General features: G+C 60.5%; 18 protein-coding genes and 2 pseudogenes. 13 read left to right on the plus strand and 7 right to left on the minus strand.

Annotated elements, in window-relative coordinates:
* Positions 1–3 precede the first annotated feature (3 nt).
* The 4 genes from ACVWYQ_RS32930 to ACVWYQ_RS32945 all read left to right on the plus strand — a co-directional run bounded on the left by ACVWYQ_RS32930 (position 4) and on the right by ACVWYQ_RS32945 (position 2142).
* The gene (locus ACVWYQ_RS32930) at positions 4–459 is read left to right on the plus strand and encodes a hypothetical protein (RefSeq protein WP_456726952.1); all 456 of its coding nucleotides are present in this window, start codon (positions 4–6) and stop codon (positions 457–459) included.
* 250 nt (positions 460–709) lie between these two features.
* Complete coding sequence (locus ACVWYQ_RS32935; protein WP_456726953.1) at positions 710–934, plus strand: hypothetical protein; 225 nt, start codon at positions 710–712, stop codon at positions 932–934.
* Positions 931–1164: a DUF6894 family protein gene (locus ACVWYQ_RS32940; protein ID WP_456726954.1), complete on the plus strand. Its 234-nt coding sequence runs from the start codon at positions 931–933 to the stop codon at positions 1162–1164. The genes ACVWYQ_RS32935 and ACVWYQ_RS32940 overlap by 4 nt, the downstream gene beginning before the upstream one ends.
* Before the next feature lie 90 nt (positions 1165–1254).
* Entirely contained in the window at positions 1255–2142 is an 888-nt protein-coding gene (locus ACVWYQ_RS32945) for a hypothetical protein (protein ID WP_456726955.1), read from the plus strand.
* Here the strand turns inward: ACVWYQ_RS32945 and istB are convergent.
* The 3 genes and pseudogenes from istB to ACVWYQ_RS32960 all read right to left on the minus strand — a co-directional run bounded on the left by istB (position 2112) and on the right by ACVWYQ_RS32960 (position 5272).
* The gene (gene istB, locus ACVWYQ_RS32950) at positions 2112–2975 is read right to left on the minus strand and encodes an IS21-like element helper ATPase IstB (protein WP_456726956.1); all 864 of its coding nucleotides are present in this window, start codon (positions 2973–2975) and stop codon (positions 2112–2114) included. The genes ACVWYQ_RS32945 and istB overlap by 31 nt on opposite strands.
* A gap of 8 nt (positions 2976–2983) precedes the next feature.
* Positions 2984–4474, minus strand: a pseudogene (gene istA, locus ACVWYQ_RS32955) (IS21 family transposase); the annotation flags it as partial.
* A gap of 423 nt (positions 4475–4897) precedes the next feature.
* Positions 4898–5272 (minus strand): hypothetical protein, encoded by a 375-nt coding sequence (locus ACVWYQ_RS32960; RefSeq protein ID WP_456726957.1) that lies wholly within the window; start codon positions 5270–5272, stop codon positions 4898–4900.
* A 106-nt stretch (positions 5273–5378) separates the two neighbouring features.
* Here ACVWYQ_RS32960 and ACVWYQ_RS32965 point away from each other — a divergent pair, with 106 nt between their 5' ends.
* Positions 5379–5582: a hypothetical protein gene (locus ACVWYQ_RS32965; protein WP_456726958.1), complete on the plus strand. Its 204-nt coding sequence runs from the start codon at positions 5379–5381 to the stop codon at positions 5580–5582.
* Positions 5583–5717: 135 nt separating this feature from the next.
* On the opposite strand, the gene ACVWYQ_RS32970 is transcribed toward ACVWYQ_RS32965, so the two are convergent.
* Positions 5718–5909, minus strand: a complete 192-nt coding sequence (locus tag ACVWYQ_RS32970) for a CsbD family protein (protein WP_456726959.1) — start codon at positions 5907–5909, stop codon at positions 5718–5720.
* A gap of 490 nt (positions 5910–6399) precedes the next feature.
* On the opposite strand from ACVWYQ_RS32970, the gene ACVWYQ_RS32975 reads away from it, so the two are divergent.
* Positions 6400–6753, plus strand: coding sequence for a hypothetical protein (locus ACVWYQ_RS32975; protein WP_456726960.1), 354 nt, complete (start codon positions 6400–6402; stop codon positions 6751–6753).
* Positions 6754–6921: 168 nt separating this feature from the next.
* The gene (locus ACVWYQ_RS32980; protein WP_456726961.1) at positions 6922–7140 is read left to right on the plus strand and encodes a hypothetical protein; all 219 of its coding nucleotides are present in this window, start codon (positions 6922–6924) and stop codon (positions 7138–7140) included.
* Between the two features lie 203 nt (positions 7141–7343).
* Here the strand turns inward: ACVWYQ_RS32980 and ACVWYQ_RS32985 are convergent, their stop codons facing one another.
* From ACVWYQ_RS32985 to ACVWYQ_RS32995, 3 genes are all read right to left on the minus strand, one after another.
* On the minus strand, positions 7344–7646 hold the full coding sequence (locus ACVWYQ_RS32985; protein WP_456726962.1) for a hypothetical protein: 303 nt from the start codon (positions 7644–7646) through the stop codon (positions 7344–7346).
* 560 nt (positions 7647–8206) lie between these two features.
* Positions 8207–8632 (minus strand): hypothetical protein, encoded by a 426-nt coding sequence (locus tag ACVWYQ_RS32990; RefSeq protein WP_456726963.1) that lies wholly within the window; start codon positions 8630–8632, stop codon positions 8207–8209.
* 7 nt (positions 8633–8639) lie between these two features.
* Entirely contained in the window at positions 8640–8969 is a 330-nt protein-coding gene (locus tag ACVWYQ_RS32995) for a hypothetical protein (RefSeq protein WP_456726964.1), read from the minus strand.
* A gap of 293 nt (positions 8970–9262) precedes the next feature.
* On the opposite strand from ACVWYQ_RS32995, the gene ACVWYQ_RS33000 reads away from it, so the two are divergent.
* From ACVWYQ_RS33000 to mdoH, 6 genes and pseudogenes are all read left to right on the plus strand, one after another.
* Entirely contained in the window at positions 9263–9709 is a 447-nt protein-coding gene (locus ACVWYQ_RS33000) for a hypothetical protein (RefSeq protein ID WP_456726965.1), read from the plus strand.
* Positions 9710–10245: 536 nt separating this feature from the next.
* Positions 10246–10458 carry a hypothetical protein gene (locus ACVWYQ_RS33005; RefSeq protein WP_456726966.1) on the plus strand — a complete coding sequence of 71 codons (213 nt, stop codon included), beginning with the start codon at positions 10246–10248 and terminating at the stop codon, positions 10456–10458.
* A 403-nt stretch (positions 10459–10861) separates the two neighbouring features.
* Positions 10862–11299, plus strand: coding sequence for a hypothetical protein (locus ACVWYQ_RS33010; protein ID WP_271542116.1), 438 nt, complete (start codon positions 10862–10864; stop codon positions 11297–11299).
* Between the two features lie 1121 nt (positions 11300–12420).
* Positions 12421–13968 (plus strand): tetratricopeptide repeat protein, encoded by a 1548-nt coding sequence (locus tag ACVWYQ_RS33015; protein WP_271542115.1) that lies wholly within the window; start codon positions 12421–12423, stop codon positions 13966–13968.
* Positions 13969–14357: 389 nt separating this feature from the next.
* Positions 14358–15774 (plus strand): annotated as a pseudogene (locus tag ACVWYQ_RS33020) (glucan biosynthesis protein G).
* On the plus strand, positions 15762–17882 hold the full coding sequence (gene mdoH, locus ACVWYQ_RS33025) for a glucans biosynthesis glucosyltransferase MdoH (RefSeq protein ID WP_456726967.1): 2121 nt from the start codon (positions 15762–15764) through the stop codon (positions 17880–17882). Before ACVWYQ_RS33020 ends, mdoH begins: the two are co-directional and overlap by 13 nt.
* Positions 17883–17963: the final 81 nt, after the last annotated feature.

A 17963-nucleotide genomic window follows, 5' to 3' on the forward strand; every position in this document is an offset into this window, starting at 1 on the left:
CAAATGGACGCTTCTATCATCTCTGCGCTCGCCGCGCTCACCGGCGCAACGATTGGTGGCCTGACGAGCGGGATCGCCAATTGGCTGAACCACCGAAGCCAGGTCCGCGCGCAATGGCTTCTTCATGAAAAAAACCGGCGACAGATCCTCTACAGGGATTTCATCGAGGAGGCCGCAAGATGTCACATCGATGCGCTTCAACATCATGAGGTAAGCGACGGGACCCCAGGCATGGTCGCGCTGTATGCAAAGCTCAATCGGATGCGAGTACTGTCCTCCAGGCCAGTCGTGCGAAGTGCCGAGCACATCGCAAAGACGATCATGGATACCTACCTGGAGCCGGACAAAAGTTTCGGTGAGCTGCGTGACATGGCAAAAAGCGGATCCATTGATTTGCTGCGCGAATTCAGCGAGGCCTGCCGCGAGGAATTCGACGAGATGCGCGACCGGCAGCTCTGACCGAGGATGCAGAGCATCGGGGACTTGTCTTCGTCCAGCGATGGCGCCGACAGATCCACCATCCCGCCTGACCAACGGAAGCGTCTCTTACTTCGGAAGTCGCGGGCGCATCGGCCGATACACCGACCGCCATCGACAGCAACCCATGACAAAATCGCGGCAACCAAAACAAAGCCACGGCCGGAAAAATTCTGCATAACACGAGCCAAGCCGAATCGATCTCGTCAATTGCTGGCCCAACGGAGGCATCATGACGTTGCAAATCTCACGACGTGGCAAGGAATACCTGAAAACGGCGCAGACTTTGCTCCACTCCGCCAACACCGTTGTCGATAGAGCGGTTGCGGATCAGCTGAAGGCCCTTGCCGACGTGTACGAGCGGCGGGCGGAGCAAGCTTCGCGTGTCGATGCGGCCAAGGCGTTGGCTCGCGCGGCCGCCGATGCCGAAGCACCGTTCGAAGGAGGTCGGGCATGACCCAGGTATATTTCCACCGCTCCACCACGAAGAAGGTTTTCCTCGATCACCAGGGGGCCGTTGTGAACGATCTCGCCGAGGCGCGCGATCATGCGACACGGATCGTGCGATCCTTCACCAGCGAGCACAGCCTCGAGGATTGGCGTGACTGGGTCCTGCATGTCAGCGACGACCAGGGCGATGAGCTGTTCGTCGTCCCCTTCGTCTTCGTGCTGGGCAAGCCGCATTGAGGTCAACATGCGCGCAATACGATCGTCGGCAGTACTGTTGCGCCGAGGGGTGAATGAAGTCACCAGAGCAACAAGACCGGCACCAAGCTGGTGAACGAGACGCGCAACTGGATTCTGCGGCGGCCCGAGCTGTGGCGCGACGGCGAATTGCCCTGGGATCAGCACGGCAAGATTCCGACGCGCTCGGGCCTCGTCGATCCCAAGACCGGCGCGCTGGAGCCGGCCAAGCCCCATCACTTCTGCACGTGGCGCGTCGAGGTCGACTATGATCCGGCCGCGAAATGCCCGTGGTGGGAGACCATGATCGCCGACATGTTCGGCGACCGATCCGAGGGCGAGCAGCGCGCCCTGGTCGGCGTGGTGCAGGAGCTGATGGGCGCGGCGCTGATCGATCGCAAGCCGCGCGCGCTGTCGAAAGCGTGCGTGTTCTGGGGCATCGAGAACCGCGCCAAGTCCGGCGTGCTCGACGTCGTCGCCGGCATGTTCGGCGGCAACCCGATCGGCGCCTCGCTGTCCTCCACCGAGGGCACCCATGGCCTGATGCCGTTCCAGCGCCGCGCGCCCTGGATTTTGCACGAGGCGTTCGGCGGCCAGTGGCACCTGTCGGCCACGGTGAAGTCGATCGTCACGCAGGAGCCCGTCATGATCAACATCAAGAACGGTCCGATGCCCACCACCGTGATCCGCGCGCCGATCTTCTGGGCCACCAACTTCCAGCCGCAGTTCAAGGAAGCGACCAAGGCGATCGTGTCCCGCATGATCGTGATCGAGGTCACCAGGGCGTTCGTCGAGGGCAAGCCGATCGGCGCCGCGGCCGAGGCGATCAAGCGCGGATTCAACAAGCCGGGCGAGTTCATCGTCGCTACCGAGCTGCCGGGCGTGCTGAATTGGGCCATAGCGGGCCTGCGGCGGGCGCTGGAGCGCGGTTCGATCGCGAGCACCGAATGTCAATCGGCTTGCAAATTTGACCCCTCATAGGCGTCCAATTTTGACCCCTTTGCGCGGCGGGTTTTGCTGGTAGCGCTCGTCTCGTCGGAGCTGGCCGGGATAGCGGAGGCGAGACGAGCGCGGGTGGCGTGATCGTCGTCTCGGCTCTTGAACCGCCAGCTATCGTTGCCGGTCTCGACGATGTCGCAGTGATGGGTCAACCGGTCGAGCAGCGCGGTGGTCATCTTGGCGTCGCCGAACACGGTCGGCCATTCGCCGAATGCGAGATTGGTGGTCACGATGACGGAGGCGCGCTCATAGAGCCGGCTGACGAGATGGAAGAGAAGCTGGCCACCGGACTGGGCGAAGGGCAAATAGCCGAGTTCATCCAGCACGATGAAGTCCATCCGGGTCAGATGCTCGGCGAGCCGACCTTGCCGTCCATTGCGGGTCTCGATCTCGAGGCGATTGACGAGGTCGACTACGTTGAAGAAGCGGCCGCGGGCACCGGATCGGATGCAGCTTCTGGCGATGGCAATGGCCAGGTGGGTCTTGCCTGTGCCGGTGCCGCCAACCAGCACGACGTTGCGTTGTTGGGCGATGAAGCCGCCGCCAGCGAGATCATTGACGAGAGTCTGATTGATCGGCGTGCCGTCGAACTGGAAGTCGGCGATGTCCTTGGCCAATGGCAGCTTGGCGATGGTTAGCTGGTATTTGATCGAGCGGGCCTGCTTCTCGTTGATCTCGGCGTTGAGCAGGTCGCCGACAATGCGCTGAGGTTCGTGCTGGCGCTTGACGGCAGTTGCCATGATCTCGTCGAAGGCAGCCTTCATGCCGTAGAGCCTGAGTTCGCCCATGAGGTCGAAGATTTGGGTTCGTTCCATCAGAAGGTCCTCCGGAGGTTGTCGTAGCGGGCACAATCGGCGATCGGTGCATGACGGAGCGTCAGTGCGGCCGGCGTCATGATGTTGGCCGGTGGGGCGGGTTCACGTTGACGGGCCAGGATATTGAGAACGACATCGGCGGAATGGACGCTGTGGCTGAGCGCTTCGGCACAGGCCGCTTCCACCGCGGGCAGACCGTCAGTCAGCACCGCGTTGAGGATGTCGACCATCTGCCGATTGCCATCGTCGGTGCTGGCCAGCTTGCGCCGGATCCGCTCGATCGCGGCCGGCAGCACCCAGTCTTTGAAGGGAGCACCGTTGCGCAAGGCGCCGGGTTTGCGGGCGAGCACCGGCACATAATGCCAGGGGTCGTAGACGGTATCGCCGCGGCCAAAGGATCGCGGGTGCTCGGCAACGATGCCTCCATCCTGACGGATCACGATGCGATCGGCATAGGCTTGAACCTCGACCAGTCGTCCGACTGCGCTGGCTGCGACCGAGTACTTGTTGTTGTCGAAGCGCACCAGGCAGGTCTTCGAGACCGATGCCGTCATCGCGTGGAAGCCGTCGAAGCGGCCGGCATAGGGAACGAGTTTGGGGCGTTCGGCTTCGAACACTTCCCAGATTGTCTGATCGGCCAGCTCCGGATGGCGATGAGCCTTGGCGTAGGTGATGCATTTGTCGAGCAGCCAGGCGTTTAACTCGTCGAGATTTTTGAACCGCAGCCGCGGCGTGAAGAAGCGCTCCCGGACCAGCCCGACCTGGTTCTCGACCTGCCCCTTCTCCCAACCCGAGGCTGGCGTACAGGCGACCGGATCGACCAGATAGTGGCTGCACATCTGCAGGAAGCGGCGATTGTAGAGACGGCCTTTACCGACGAAGATCGTCTCTACGGCGGTCTTCATGTTGTCGTAGATGCCGCGGGTGCAGGTGCCTTTGAACAGGGCGAACGCCCGGTCGTGGGCGTCGAACACCATCTCCTGCGTCTCCCGCGGATAAGCCCGCACGAACAGCATGCGGCTGTGACAGAGCCGGACATGGGCAGCCTTCACCATCACCGTGGTGCCGCTCAGCAGGACGACCTCGTGGCTCCAGTCGAACTGATAGGCCTCGCCTGCGGCAAAACTCAGCGGGACATAAGCGGCTGCGGTCGATTGCCCGCGTTCTTTGCTCCAGCGCCTGGCGTAACGCCGCACCGCATCGTAACCGCCGTCGTAGCCGCGGCCGCGCAGCTCCTCGAAGATCCGGATCAACGTCAGCTGTTCACGAGCCGACTTAGCCGCGTTCGCCGCCAGCAACCCGTCAAGCTCTACTGCCCATCGTCCCAGCCTTGGCCGCGGCTGCACCTGCCGCTCGTACTCGAAGGAGGTCTCTCCCGACCTCAGCACCTTCCGAACCGTGTTCCGCGACACCTTCAGGTCACGGGCGATCTCCTTGATCGTCTTGCCCTTGATGAAGTGCTCGCGCCGGATCCGGGCAATCGTCTCCACGATCAGCATCCCCCACCACCTGCTTCGTTCCAAAGCAGGCAGCGCAACAGATCAATCTGTAGGGGGTCAATTTTGGACGCCGATCCCCCGGCTTAGGGGGTCAATATTGCAGGCCGAATGACACCTTACCGATGCTACGCGAGCCGCCGGTTTTTATCCACATGCTCCGGCGCGCTCCCCAACGTACAATTACGGGCCGTTGGCGAAGTGCGCGTTTGTGAGATCAGGCGCGCGCTCGAATCGGGTCCTTTGAAACAGTTCGTTAGCTTTCTTGTGGCTTGCTGGGCGCGTGCCGATTACCGCTGATTACGGCACACGGAATGGGAATGTCGGCCCCGGCTGTTTCTCCCAACCTGCGGCTGGGGCCGTTTTGAACTTTCGCCGCATCGTTCAACCCGGTCCACAACCATGTTTAGAGGCATTGCCATCACGCTATTTGGAATGGGCATCTTTTCGCAGCTTGATCGAGCGTTCTTCTATGACCGCAATACCGACGCCGCGCTCAAGTTTGCGCGGGAGATTGGCCAAGGCTTTGGGCTGTAGGTCCAACGCCCTTGGATGGGGCAACAATTGCGCTTTTGAGGTCTTCAGAAGACCGTCAAACGAACGTGCCGGGCCTGAGTTAGGCTTGGTCAACCAGTCGCTGATCTGCGCGGCTTTTTCAGCTTGTTGCACTCGCTTCATCAGAAGCTCACGCTCAGTACCTGGTGGGAGTCGCTCTGCCGCTTCTCGACACTTGGCAGCCTCATCCATGAGGCGTTCCTTAAACGTCTTCGTATGTTGCATACGACGCCGACGTTCACTCATGGCTTCCCTCCCTACTATACTGCACCGCACTTGGAGCTTGCGTCGCTTGACACCGGAACGCGCCGGATCAACATAGGTTCCATAGTTGGAACGTAGACGAGGGACCATGAGTTTAGCGGACGGTATTAAGGCGAATTTGGAAGTGGTGCTCGACGAGGTGTGCCGCGAGCTTCCTAAACGGGGGAGACCACGAGGTTCGCAGGGTAAGGGACCCACGCTGTCGTGCTTGGAGGAGGCGCGCCGGATCATCGAGGAGTACGCGGCCAGTCTCCGGGAGATCATCAAGCAGCTACGCCGCAAGATGAATTAAGGCCCTCGGTCGCGGCCTCTGCAGCCCGGTCGGACAAACGTCCGCAAGTGACCATGGCAGCAAATCCAAGCAGAAAGTCCTGCCGTAAAAGAAGTGGCCGCCCGGAGGCGGCTAGTTCTTGGTCTTACATCTTCATTATTTTTTCAGGGCGTCAGCGGCGTCCCGCGCCGCATCCTTCACATCTCCTGCCGCGTTGTGGGCGGCCCCCTTGGCTTTATCGATCTTGCCTTCGGTTTCCATGTCTTTGTCGCCAGTAAGTTTACCGGCACCTTCTTTGATGGCGCCTTTTGCTTTGTCGGCAGCGCCCTTCACGTGTTCGCGGTCCATGATCGTGTTCCTTTGCTGTCCGGTTGACCAGCCCAACAAAGGATTTGCGCAGTGGTTCCTCGGGACGCAGCTTCAAGGCGAAGTGGACTGAATTCGCTGGGTCAACCGCCGCGCATCTGAAACCGACGGCGCGAACCGACGTTGAGCCATCATGGATGACAAAGAGCTGCAAGCCCGCAGTGAACAGGCTCTGGTAGTTGTGTCGCTCAGTACAGCAACACTGATCGCGTGTGTCACCTTGCTAGTTTCTCAATTGTAAGGCCGCCTTGCTGAGCGGGCGGTGGAAGCGCGTAAGGTAGCCGACCGGCTCGCCTGCGAAGCATGACAAGCCCGCCTTTCAGAGGTCAGCCCAGCCGTCGCCAGCGCTGGGGTCTCTCAGACGCACCAAGATTTCAGCAAGCGAATCGCGCGGTCGCACTGGTGGCCGGGGAGAACGGCGCTGCGGAACTATCTGACGTGCAGCTCATTGAGCGGTTTAGAGGACCGCTCAATGAACCAAATCGCCGCTATTTTGATCCTACTCATCAGCGGCTTTTCGCTCGCCTTGGCCCAGAGTACGGGTGGATCGAGCAGCGGTGGCTCGGCGAGTGGACCTGCGGCTGCAGGGTCTACCGGCTATGCGGGCAGCACGTTATCGACCGGGCACGCCATCAGCGGCACTGGAGGCTCCTCCGGTCCCAACCTCGGCAACGCGCTCAGCCACGCAGCGACCGGCGACCTGGATGCTTCCTCGGTTAGTCCGGCTCCAACTTCCCACGACAATGCGGTGGATACGCCCGCCGCCGAACGCGCCATAGAGAACTTGGGCAACACCGATAATATTGGCATTCTAAAGAAGAAGTAAGACCCATGCTGCAAGTCGGCCTGACGACGAGTCTTGACGAGCGAATCGAGAGCGATCTAGCTGGATGGTGCGCGCAGCCAAGGTTGCCCTCGCCCCTCGCCAACCCACCAGCGAGCTAGCGGGATCGCCACAACAGTGGAACTTCCTTCGAGAAGGAGTCCATTTGTCATGGCCTCAATCAAAATTCGTGAAGATCGCGTTCGTCGTCAGCTCGCCAAGCGGGATATGCGCCTTTGCAAGACGCCCGCGCGGTCCTGGCTGCGAGCATTCTATAGCCCCGGCTATATGGTGGTCGATCACAGGAACGTCGTGATCAGCGGCTGTGGCACCCGGCAGTATGACGCCAGCCTTGAAGACGTTGAGAGGTTTGCGTTCGAGCCTCGATAGCGGGCGGCTATTGGCCGACGTGAACTGCGACCACGGATGTACTGGCGCAGAACGCGACGAGCGGGGCGATCCGGGGCGCATATGTATTCGCGACCTCTGATCGCCCGCCGGACGATGCCGCATGTGCCACGCCACAAGGGTTCAGCGGTGTGACTAACTAGCCCGTGTCCGTTACATCCTGCGAACAAGACTTCTGATCCAGATCATCGAGTTCTCGATAGCCCAGTTGGTCTGGTGATCGGTGAGGTCGGCATAGGCGCAGAGCCGGGGTCGTGTCCAAACGGATTTCGGACCCTCGTAAAGAAGTGCTTCAGCGCCTCCATCTCCCATACTTCTATGAGTTTTGCGCCCCTCAGGTTATCGATGTATTGGTCCGCGCCTTTCTCATTACCTCGGGTCAACAGCTTTTCGTCCGAGATAATCTTGATGGTGCTTTCCAGTGAGCGAGCGGCGTAGAACGCCGGGTCGCGTCCGCCGGTATCACGCAGAGCAATTGCCTCCTTCATGTCGTGGTCGACGTTCCGCCACTTCGACTCCGCGACCAGATTCCAAAGGGAGTCTCAATCTCTCGCGACCGATTCGTCCTGAGAAATTTGAATATAGCCGTTGTGGTAGTGCAACTTGCATTCAGCTTGTCGGAGCGGCGTTTCTGATTGCTTTCGCCTTGCGATTAGCTCTCGGTCCGCCGCCTCCAATCATCTATTAGGGTGATCGTGTGGATGGCTTGCTCACCGGGCAATGTTTGACATTCCAAGTAGAGAGACACTAGCGCCCCGCCAAATGCGCTCACTCGGCTCGTATGGGCCATCAGGTTGTCACCGCGAGTCGAGAAGGCGGTCCGTGCTGCTTTCATTATTCCTTTAGCCATCTCCGACTTTTCAGCGTTACTTAAGGAATTAGGCATTTCTGACATCATTGCCTCGAAGGCCGACACAACAAGGTGCTGATCGGGGGCGTTCATCGCGTACCAACGCCGCAGCGTGTCCTCAACTTCCTTTCTCGCCTCCGTTGCCCTTGCCTCTGCCCATCGCCTCTTGATTCCTTCGAACACCGTGCTCCTCCCAAATCATTTTTTGAAAAAAGCGAGGACGCCGAAGATGCTGCCGATCAGAGCTAGTCCCAGGGTAACTCTGTTCGCCCAGTAGTCCCAATCGGCCTTTTGTTCTGCACGAATATCGGACCGCAGCTTTTGAGCCGCCGCCGCGGTGAGGTAGCGATCCTCGTAACTGTAATCCGGAGGGAACGAATCCCAGTCCTCTTCTCGATCTGTAACAGGGACGTGATACCTATGGGCCTGCTCTAGGAGATAATCCGATCGGAATTTATCTAGCATGCGAGTTTGCAAGTTTAGAGATTTTCCTGCTTGGAATTTGGGGAAGTTCGTACCGTCCGCATCAGGCTCATCAGGTACTTGATCGTAAGATCGGCGTACCAGTTTATGTTTTTTCAGAAACTTCCTCAGCGCCCAACGATACCGAAGCTCATCAAGCATTTGCGGATCATCCTCTGACAGTCGAGAGGTCAACCGTCGCAGGAAGATCCCGGCCGCGCTCATAAACCAGCCGCCAAAGGTCTTCTGGAGCCAAAGCTCTTCCCTCCGCTTCTGCCAAGACGTTCGCAATGGCGACAGCAAAATCGCTGGCGTATGGTGGACTGTTCGAAATGATCCGGTAATGATGCGCAGGAGGAGGTGGCATTGCTGCGGACAGTCGCCTGCAAATACTTGCGGCAAGCGTGTTTGCTTTAGCTGGTAGCAGACCGCCTTCGTCGCGGATTAGCTGTGCGATCATCCGCTCCGCCTTGTCAGCATCAAATCGAATTTCCGCCATAGGCTTCAATCCTTTTGCGAATCGAGACCTATACAGTGACACAATGCAGGGTAGCAACGCGAGGGTGAGGGAGCTTGTCCCGGTTATTCACAGGGATACTGTTATGGATCAACGCGCGCTGATTCGACTGGCTAGACCGCATGCCACTTTCGCCATTTATCGTAGCACGATCTCAGCTACTGACAGCAATTGATCTGTTCTTCGAAGACCGTGATCCGGTTTCCGTTCAAGCTTTAGCCGGTAACGCTCGTGAATTGCTTGAGAGTCTGTGCAGACTTCGCGGGATCGAACCAATGACCGAACTATTCCTGCGCGATCATCCGGGCCGCCCAAAGAAAGATATCTACGCAGCGCTAAATTTATACCGAAACTGTTTCAAGCATGTCGGCAACACCGAAGCCGCGCGCAAGGATGATCAATTGACGCTCGATCAGTTTGACGACACCAAGAACGATTATCTTCTCTATGTTTGTGTGGAGGACTACCTAAGGCTTCGAGAAAAGTCGCCGGTTGCGATGCAAATTCTTCAAGCGTGGTTCTGCGCACTTCATGTTGAGCTTTTGACAAAACCAGAACTGGGCGAGATATTCCTCAGGGCTTTCCCCGGAATTCGCGAGATGAGCCGCGATGAGCAAAAGCGCGGCGGGCTCGGTGTTCTGCGGAAATTTGAGAACGACCCTAGGCTTCTATCTCACCCGGACACCGAGCCCGTCATCTTGCCTGACGATGATTGCGGGTGACGCGCGTGAACTGCGCCAGCCTTGGTGTGTATGTAGACGCCCGAATTAAGTGGCGGAGGGAACCACGCCTAAGGGACATAATGGGGAAACCGCCCTTTGTTTCCCTCGTGTAGTCAAAAGTTAAGTTGAAGCCGGTGTTAACAGAGAGGGGCTGGGCTTAACGCTGCTCCACCCTTTCGCGCCAAAGGGCATCGAAAGTGTTTCGGTCAGCCGGCGCCCAGGCTTTTGCGTCCATCGGATCCCTAGACTTTTCGGTAAGAGCGCCTTCAAGTTCTCTATCGGATTGCGACTGGGTCGAAGCTGGAGCGGGCCACTCCAACAATGACTTCGAAAGCATGGGCCTGCCCTCGTACCAGCATCTTCGTCCGTCGATGATGCGCCAAGACCAATACTCCCGCGCATTTGGTGGCACCTCGGCGCTGCATTGTTGTTTCGCCTGCGCAGTTGGCGGTCCAATCAACAGGAGCGCAGCGATGCAAGTGGCAAAACGAATCGATGAAAGTTGTTTTGCCATCTGAGCGCTACGGGCTACTTCGTTGCTGCAGCCGAGCTATGGCGACCACCAGATCGGGCCGCTCAAGAACCTCCACCAGCTTGTCGAGGATCATCCGCTCATTGTCGTGGGGGCGAGGCTGAAGGTGTTCGTCCAGTATGCATTGGGCTTCGCTGATGGCGTGAATAGCCAATTGCTGATCTGTCATTGCGTCTTACCTATTCAGATCGCATTCAAATCGCAGGGGCGCGTGTAAAGGAAGATGGAAGATCAAGTCCTGATTTTGACTTATCCCATCAAGTTTTATTTCACTGCGTGGTAATGGCGTGCTGTTCCCCGGAGCAAGCGTTGACAGGCCCCGCCGAGACCCGCGGAGGGACGATTAGGGGCGGGACGTAGGTGGGTCCCGGCTCCCTGGGTTTAATCACGGGGGGCCTGGGCAGAACTAAGCAGCGGAGACCAAAAACTCGGGTAAATGCTGTCGGGGGGAACGTAGGTAGCGCTCCCCCGCTACCAATCCAGCTAAACAGCTGATGTTTTTTCAGAGTATCGCGTGCACTCGGCTCGATGCTAGCGGATTGCGTTATGCTGGTCCTATAGCTGGCGCGCGGCGTCGCGCGCGCTGCATTGATCGGCAATTGGGCGCAGAGCGATAGGAAATGTCCGACCAGCTTGAACTCGTAGTGCTTCATCGGAGCGGTTGCGGAAGCCCCGCGAAGAAGGAGCGGTACACGTTCGATTTTGTCGTCAATGGCCAATCTCTCTTTGCCGTCACCGGTGCCTCCAGCTTTGATTTGTCCGGTTGTCTTTCAGTCCCTCAACGAGAGCCCGAGCTTGCCGTTCGCCTCAACGACAGACTTGCGCGACTTCTGACGTCGGCCGTTTCGGTCGGTGAGAGTAACCGCGTAGCTCTGTATGTTTGTCCGGAATGCGGAGACCTTGGCTGCGGAGCTATCACGGCACGTGTGTCGCGAAGCGACGACGTCGTGCGTTGGTCCGACTTTGCGTACGAAAACGGAGATGACAGCGAAACCAAGCTGTCGAAGATCGGCCCCTTTGCGTTCGAATGGACGTCCTACGTAACTGAAATCGAATGAGCTTGCGCTGGCTGACGGGTCTGTAGGATGGGTAGAGCACTTGCGAAACCATCGTGTTCCACGGCGGGCGGTATCGATGGGTTTCGCTTTCGCTCTACCCATCCTACCCTGTTTCGCCACCCGTCAACTCTTTCCCACAAAAATATTCCCCTTTACCGAAATTCGGAAATATCGTACACCTCCGCCCATCCCGGCTTCATCCTGAGGGGCGATCGCGTCGTCGTCTTGATCGCGAGCCGGGCTTGCGGTGGACGCGGCAGCGTCGGGCGCGAAGGGTAGCGGGCAGGGAGGGTAGTCCCCGGTGAGCTCGCGGCCGCGCGCGGACGAACGGCGCTGCTAGGTCTCGTCTCGTCTTGCAAGTTTCCGGCGCTGTCGACGGTGCCAGGGAATACTGCGGCGAAATGGCGGGCCGTGCGTACGGCAAAACCGTGTGGTCCTGGCCGTCGTTGCTACGGTCAAGCTCTTGCGGAGGCGGTAGTCGCGTCAACCGGCGCGGGCGCCGGTGAATTCCGCGAGCGCGAGGGAGGCCCGAAGGAACTCGGCTCCCGGGAGAGCGCGGCATAAGCCGTCCGACCATCGCGCAGGGAAGGCCGAGTGATCGGCACCACCTGTATGCTGCTGTGCGGTTCTTCCTGCGTGTGCATTTCGCGCAGCGGACCGCGGGTGCGATGTCAGCACCCGGCCTTCCCTGCGCCCTCTTGGCTCAAGAGGGTGGAGTGACCAGGCAAAGCTCGGGCGAATTCAGCCGCGAGAACGCGGAACTGTGTCCCGGCATTTGGAATCGAGGCTGATTGGCGAATGGCAAGTGTGGCTGGGGTGACCGCGGCGCGCCGCCGCATCTGCGTGATGTTGATGCCCCGCTCCGAGCTTTGGCAACCGACGGTTCTGTGATCACCATCACAGGTGTGGCCGCCTTCCACTATCTATATTGTGGGCTCGGCAGCAGGGTGGCGACCATGCGGAATCGGATTGCACTGGTTTTCAGTTTCTTTTTTTTCGCTTCTCTGGCAGCCGCTGATCGTGCGGCCGCAGACGATCGGACAATCTGCGCGCAGCGCGGCCATGAAGACCGCATCGCCGCGTGCTCGCGGCTGATCGCAAAGAGCGGCGGGCGCGACGCCGTGGCGTTCGACAATCGCGGCGCCGAATATGGCGACAAGGGCGACTACGATCGCGCCATCTCCGATTTCAGCGAGGCCATCCGCATCGATCCGAAATACGCGCTTGCCTGGCAGCATCGCGGCGCCGCCCTGCTTCGCCGGAACGAGGTGGATCGGGCTATCGCCGACCTGACCCAGTCGATCCGGCTCGATGCAAACAATCTGAACGCCTTGAACGACCGCGGCATGGCCTATGCCGCTGCAGGTGATTCCGAGCGCGCGCTTTCGGATTACAACGCAGCGATCCGCATCAATCCGAGGTTCAAGTTCGCCTACTTCAATCGAGGGCGGCTCTATGCCGGCAAGGGCGACCACGCCCGGGCGATCGCCGAATACTCCGAGGTCATTCGCATTGACCCGACCTACGGTTATGCGTTCAACAATCGCGGACTGTCCTATCGGGACACCGGCCAGTCCGAGCGTGCCGTGGCCGATTTCAGCGAGGCGATCCGGCTTTTGCCGAGGACGACGCTGGCCTACAACAACCGCGGCGACATCTATCTCCTTCAGGGCAGGTACGATCAAGCCCTCGCCGATTTCAATCAGTCGCTGCGCAATGATCCGCAACACCAGAGCGCGCTGGTAAACCGCGGAATGGTGTTCGAGAAGCTGGGTGAGGTCGCAAAGGCCCGTGCCGACTTCAACGCAGCTCTGGCTGCCCCGCAAAAGTACGATAGCGCGAAATGGGCGATGGATAAGGCGCGCGAACGCCTCGCAGCGCTGGACGATACGTCCATCAAGACCGTTCCCGCCACCACCACGCCGGTCATCGCGCTGCCGGGACCGTCGAGTAGAAATGACAGGCGCATCGCGCTCGTGGTCGGAAACTCCGCTTATGAGAATGTCGCGGCGCTCGCCAATCCGGCGCGCGATGCGGCGCTCGTCGCCGAAGCGCTCAAGATCACCGGATTCGATTCCGTCACGCTGCTGACCGATCTGCGCAAGGATGCGTTGACCGCGGCGCTGCGCGACTTTGCAAGGCAGGCGGAAATCGCCGACTGGGCGATGGTATATTACGCCGGTCACGGCATGGAGGTCGGCGGCGTCAACTATCTGATCCCGATCGACGCGAAGATAGCCTCCGACCGCGACGTCAGCTTCGAAGCCGTGGCGCTGGACCAGGTGTTGAACGCGGCGGAACGCGCCAAGCGGCTGCGCCTCATCGTCCTCGATGCTTGCCGCGACAATCCCTTCGCCAACCAGATGAAGCGCACCATGACGCTGGCGTCCCGTTCGGTGTCGCGCGGCCTTGCGGCGATCGAGCCCGAGGCGGGCACGCTGGTGGTGTATGCCGCCAAGGACGGAGAGATGGCGCTCGACGGAGAGGGCAGGAACAGCCCGTTCGCCACGGCGTTCGTCAATAATATGCGCAAGCCCGGCCTCGAGGTGCGCCGGCTGTTCGACGTCGTGCGTGACGACGTCATGGAGGCGACCAATCGTGCACAAAAGCCGTTCAGCTACGGATCGGTCTCGGGACGGCAGGATTTTTACTTCGTTGCCGGGAAATGACATGCAAGGCTTTGGCTGTCGCGCCGGCCAAAATTCATGGTATTGAGCCGAAATTCGGAAATACCGCATAAAACCTGCCCATCCCGGCTCATCCCGAGGGCCTTCCCTGTGCCCTCTTCAGAGGGTGGAGTGACGAAGCAAAGCTCGGGCGAAAGTCGTCGCGAGGATGCGAAGCCGTGTCGCAATCAGCCGGCGATCTCACGCGGGCGGCGCGCGAGGGTGGAACTGGGCCGGTTGGAACTCGCGTGCGTGATGGTCGTTTGCTTGGCCGGGGCAGCAGTAGCGAGTAGGGAGAGCACGTGAACCGACGCCAGCTTGTTCAAGGGTCGGCAGTGCTGCCGGCGTTGCTGCTCGCTCCCCGATGCAGTCTGGCCGCGCCTTCGGACGACATGTTCGGTCCGTCCACCGTGCGGGACCTGGCACGGAAGCTGGCGAGCAAGCCCTACGAGGCGCCGGACGAGAAGCTCCCGAGCGGATTGAAGGACCTGGATTACGATCAGTATCGTTCGATCCGCTTTTTGCCCGAGCGGGCGCTCTGGCGCGGCAAGAATCTTCCGTTCGAGGCGCAGTTCTTCCACCGCGGCTTCTTCTACAAGAACAGGGTGAACATCTTCGAGGTGGCGGACGGAAAGGCATCCGAGCTCAAGTACCGCAAGGCGGACTTCTCCTTCGGCGAGAAGGTCCCGGCGTTCGAGGACAGCGATCTCGGATTCGCGGGCTTCCGCATCCATGCGCCGATGAACCGTCCCGACTATTACGACGAGGTCTGCGTCTTCCTGGGCGCGAGCTATTTCCGCGCCGTGGCCAAGGGGCAGACGTACGGGCTCTCCGCCCGGGGACTTTCGATCGATACGGGCGAAGCCAAGGGCGAGGAATTTCCGCTCTTCAAGGCCTTCTGGCTCGAGCGGCCGGCGCCGGGTGCGACATCGTTGGTGATCCATGCTCTGCTCGACAGCAAGAGCTGCGCCGCGAGCTACCGGTTCACGGTGCGCCCCGGGGAGACGACAGTCTTCGACGTCGAAATGTCGGTCTACCCCGCGCGTCGAGATGCCGCGCGCCGGTCTCGCGCCCATGACCAGCATGTTCTTTTATGGTCCGAACGACCGCAACGACATCGACGATTTCCGCCCCTCCGTCCACGATTCCGATGGCCTTGCGATCTTCAACGGGAAGGGCGAAAGCCTCTGGCGGCCGCTCAGCAATCCCCACGATCTCCAGATCAGCACCTTCCAGGATCTCAATCCGCGTGGCTTCGGGCTGATGCAGCGGGAAAGAAACTTCTTCGCCTACCAGGATATCGAATCCAGTTTCGAAAAACGTCCAAGTCTCTGGATGGAGCCGATCGGCGATTGGGGCGAGGGCGGCGTCGTGCTGTTCGAGATTCCGACCAAGGAGGAGATCCACGACAACATCGCCGCATTCTGGCGGCCGAAAAGCCCGCTCCAGGCCAAGGGCGAACACAACTACACCTATCGGCTGCATTGGGGGCCAGATAGCCCGAAGCCGCATTCGCTGGCCAGGTTCACGCGAAGCGGGATCGGGGCGAGGGGCGGAGATGCGCGCCTGTTCGTGCTCGATCTGCATGGCGACAACCTCAAGGGCGTCGATCCTGCCGCTGTCAAAGGCGTGGTGACGGCGGAGAAGTCCGAGGTGAAGAACATCGTCACGCAGCCCAATCCCTACACCGGTGGCTGGCGGCTCAGCTTCCAGTGCCGGGTCAAAGGCGAGCCGATCGAGCTGCGGGCATTCCTGGCAGAAGGCGACAAGCCTTTGTCGGAAATCTGGGTCTACCGATGGGCACCCTGAGCACTGCACCGCGGCCGGTTGTCGGCGATATCGCGACCCAGCGCCTGCTGCCGACGGAGGCCCCCCTTCCGATGGCTCCTGGCGACCTCGGAAAAAGCCTGGTGCCCGACCGTATTCCTGCGCCGGTTGCCCCCGCCATGGCCTGGCGGCGCGGCCTCATCCTGCTCTCGACGGCGGCGCTCACCGGGGCCGGCGGATATGAGATGTATCGCGTGCTGCAGGTCGGCGGCGTCACCATCCTTGAAGCCATGGTGCTGGCGCTCTTCCTGGTCTTGCTCGCCTGGGTCGCCTTCTCGTTCGCCTCCGCGCTGGCCGGCTTCTTCGTGCTGCTGGCCCATCGTCCGGGCGCCTTTGCGCCGGACGAGGAGCTGCCTGCGATCGCAAGCCGCACCGCCATGCTGCTTCCCACCTACAATGAAGATCCGCACCGATTGACGGCGCGGCTTCGCGCGATCATCGAATCCCTGGAGACGACCTCCCAAGGAAGGCTGTTCGACTGGTACGTTCTGAGCGACACCACCGATCCCGACATCTGGGTCGCCGAGGAAAAAGCGCTCCTCGCGCTGCGACAAGCCGTCGGAACGCCAAGGCTGTACTATCGCCATCGAGCCGACAACACGGCTCGGAAAGCCGGCAACATCTCCGAGTGGATCACTCGGTTCGGCGCCGCCTACGACTTCATGATCGTGCTCGACGCCGACAGTCTCATGAGCGGGCAGACCATCGTCCGACTGGCCCATGCCATGGAGAGCAATCCGAGCGCCGGCCTCGTTCAGACGCTCCCCATGGTCGTCAACGCACGAAGCCTGTTCAGCCGAGTCCAGCAATTCGCGGGCCGCCTGTACGGACCGATGATCGCCGCCGGCGTCGCCTGGTGGCACGGCTCCGAAGGCAATTACTGGGGCCACAATGCGATCATCCGGGTGAAGGCGTTTGCTGAAGAGGCGGCGCTACCGCAGCTTCGGGGACGGAAGCCGTTCGGCGGGCACATCCTCAGCCACGATTTCGTCGAGGCTGCGCTGATGCGGCGCGCCGGGTGGGGCATCTACATGCTGCCGACGCTCGGCGGAAGCTACGAAGAGGTGCCGCCTTCGCTGCTCGATTTCGCGGCGCGCGACCGACGCTGGTGTCAGGGCAATCTTCAGCATCTGGCTGTCGTGCCAGCGCGGGGTCTCCACTGGGTATCGCGCGTGCATTTCATGGTGGGCATAGGAGCGTATCTGACGGCGCCGCTGTGGCTGCTGTTCCTGCTGCTGGGAATGCTGATCTCGCTGCAGGCTCGCTTCGTGCGGCCGGAGTATTTTCCGAAGGGGTTCTCGTTGTTTCCGACCTGGCCGGCCCAGGATCCCGTGCTTGCGATCTGGGTGTTCGTCGCCACGATGGGGTTGCTGCTGTTGCCGAAGCTGCTCAGCCTCGTGCTCGTTTGGATGCGAGGCCCGATGAGACGCCAGTTCGGCGGCGCGTTGCGTGCTTCGGCCGGAGTTCTCGCAGAGATCATCGTGTCCGCGCTGATGGCGCCGGTGATGATGATCTTTCAGTCGATCGCTGTGATCGAGATTCTGGCCGGCCGCGATGCCGGCTGGCAGACGCAAAGGCGCGACGACGGCACGGTGGAGCGGCGCGAGCTCTATCGCAAATACGGCGTTCCGACCCTGTGCGGCGTTGCGATGGCTGCAAGCGCCTACGCCGTTTCGCTGCCGCTTCTGCTCTGGATGTCGCCGGTCATCGTTGGGCTGCTGTTCGCCGTTCCCATAGGCGCGCTGACCGCCAGGCCCGTCTCCGGAAGATTGTTTGTCACTCCGGAAGAACGAGAGCCGCCTCCCGTCCTGCGGCGAGCGAACGAACTCAGCGCGTCCGCGGACCTAGGGGGCAGCCCCGCCTTGGTGGAGCTGCGCCAAGACCCCGCGCTCCTGGCCTTCCACCTCGCGCAGCTGCCGCCGCCTTGTCCCATCAGACCCGACACGGTCGACGCCAATCTGGCGGTCGGCCGTGCCAAGGTCGATGCGAGCGAGACTTTCGAGGAGGCCGCAGAGCATCTATCCTCGCGAGAAATCTTCTCGATTTTGAACGATGGTTCGGCGCTCTCCACAGTGTTGCAGAAGCGATGAAGCTGCGGCCTGGATCTGTCCTGCGGCCGTTTGAAGCTTTTCTCGTTGCATAGTCCGGTATTGCTCTCTCCCTTGATGGCC

This window comes from Bradyrhizobium sp. USDA 3397 (genome assembly GCF_054060965.1).

Coding starts and splice junctions, on each gene's coding strand:
- ACVWYQ_RS32930 (WP_456726952.1), top strand. CDS start 4: ATGGACGCTTCTATCATCTCTGCGCTCGCCGCGCTCACCGGCGCAACG.
- ACVWYQ_RS32935 (WP_456726953.1), top strand. CDS start 710: ATGACGTTGCAAATCTCACGACGTGGCAAGGAATACCTGAAAACGGCG.
- ACVWYQ_RS32940 (WP_456726954.1), top strand. CDS start 931: ATGACCCAGGTATATTTCCACCGCTCCACCACGAAGAAGGTTTTCCTC.
- istB (WP_456726956.1), bottom strand. CDS start 2,975: ATGGAACGAACCCAAATCTTCGACCTCATGGGCGAACTCAGGCTCTAC.
- ACVWYQ_RS32960 (WP_456726957.1), bottom strand. CDS start 5,272: ATGAGTGAACGTCGGCGTCGTATGCAACATACGAAGACGTTTAAGGAA.
- ACVWYQ_RS32965 (WP_456726958.1), top strand. CDS start 5,379: ATGAGTTTAGCGGACGGTATTAAGGCGAATTTGGAAGTGGTGCTCGAC.
- ACVWYQ_RS32970 (WP_456726959.1), bottom strand. CDS start 5,909: ATGGACCGCGAACACGTGAAGGGCGCTGCCGACAAAGCAAAAGGCGCC.
- ACVWYQ_RS32975 (WP_456726960.1), top strand. CDS start 6,400: ATGAACCAAATCGCCGCTATTTTGATCCTACTCATCAGCGGCTTTTCG.
- ACVWYQ_RS32980 (WP_456726961.1), top strand. CDS start 6,922: ATGGCCTCAATCAAAATTCGTGAAGATCGCGTTCGTCGTCAGCTCGCC.
- ACVWYQ_RS32985 (WP_456726962.1), bottom strand. CDS start 7,646: ATGAAGGAGGCAATTGCTCTGCGTGATACCGGCGGACGCGACCCGGCG.
- ACVWYQ_RS32990 (WP_456726963.1), bottom strand. CDS start 8,632: ATGCTTGATGAGCTTCGGTATCGTTGGGCGCTGAGGAAGTTTCTGAAA.
- ACVWYQ_RS32995 (WP_456726964.1), bottom strand. CDS start 8,969: ATGGCGGAAATTCGATTTGATGCTGACAAGGCGGAGCGGATGATCGCA.
- ACVWYQ_RS33000 (WP_456726965.1), top strand. CDS start 9,263: ATGACCGAACTATTCCTGCGCGATCATCCGGGCCGCCCAAAGAAAGAT.
- ACVWYQ_RS33010 (WP_271542116.1), top strand. CDS start 10,862: ATGTCCGACCAGCTTGAACTCGTAGTGCTTCATCGGAGCGGTTGCGGA.
- mdoH (WP_456726967.1), top strand. CDS start 15,762: ATGGGCACCCTGAGCACTGCACCGCGGCCGGTTGTCGGCGATATCGCG.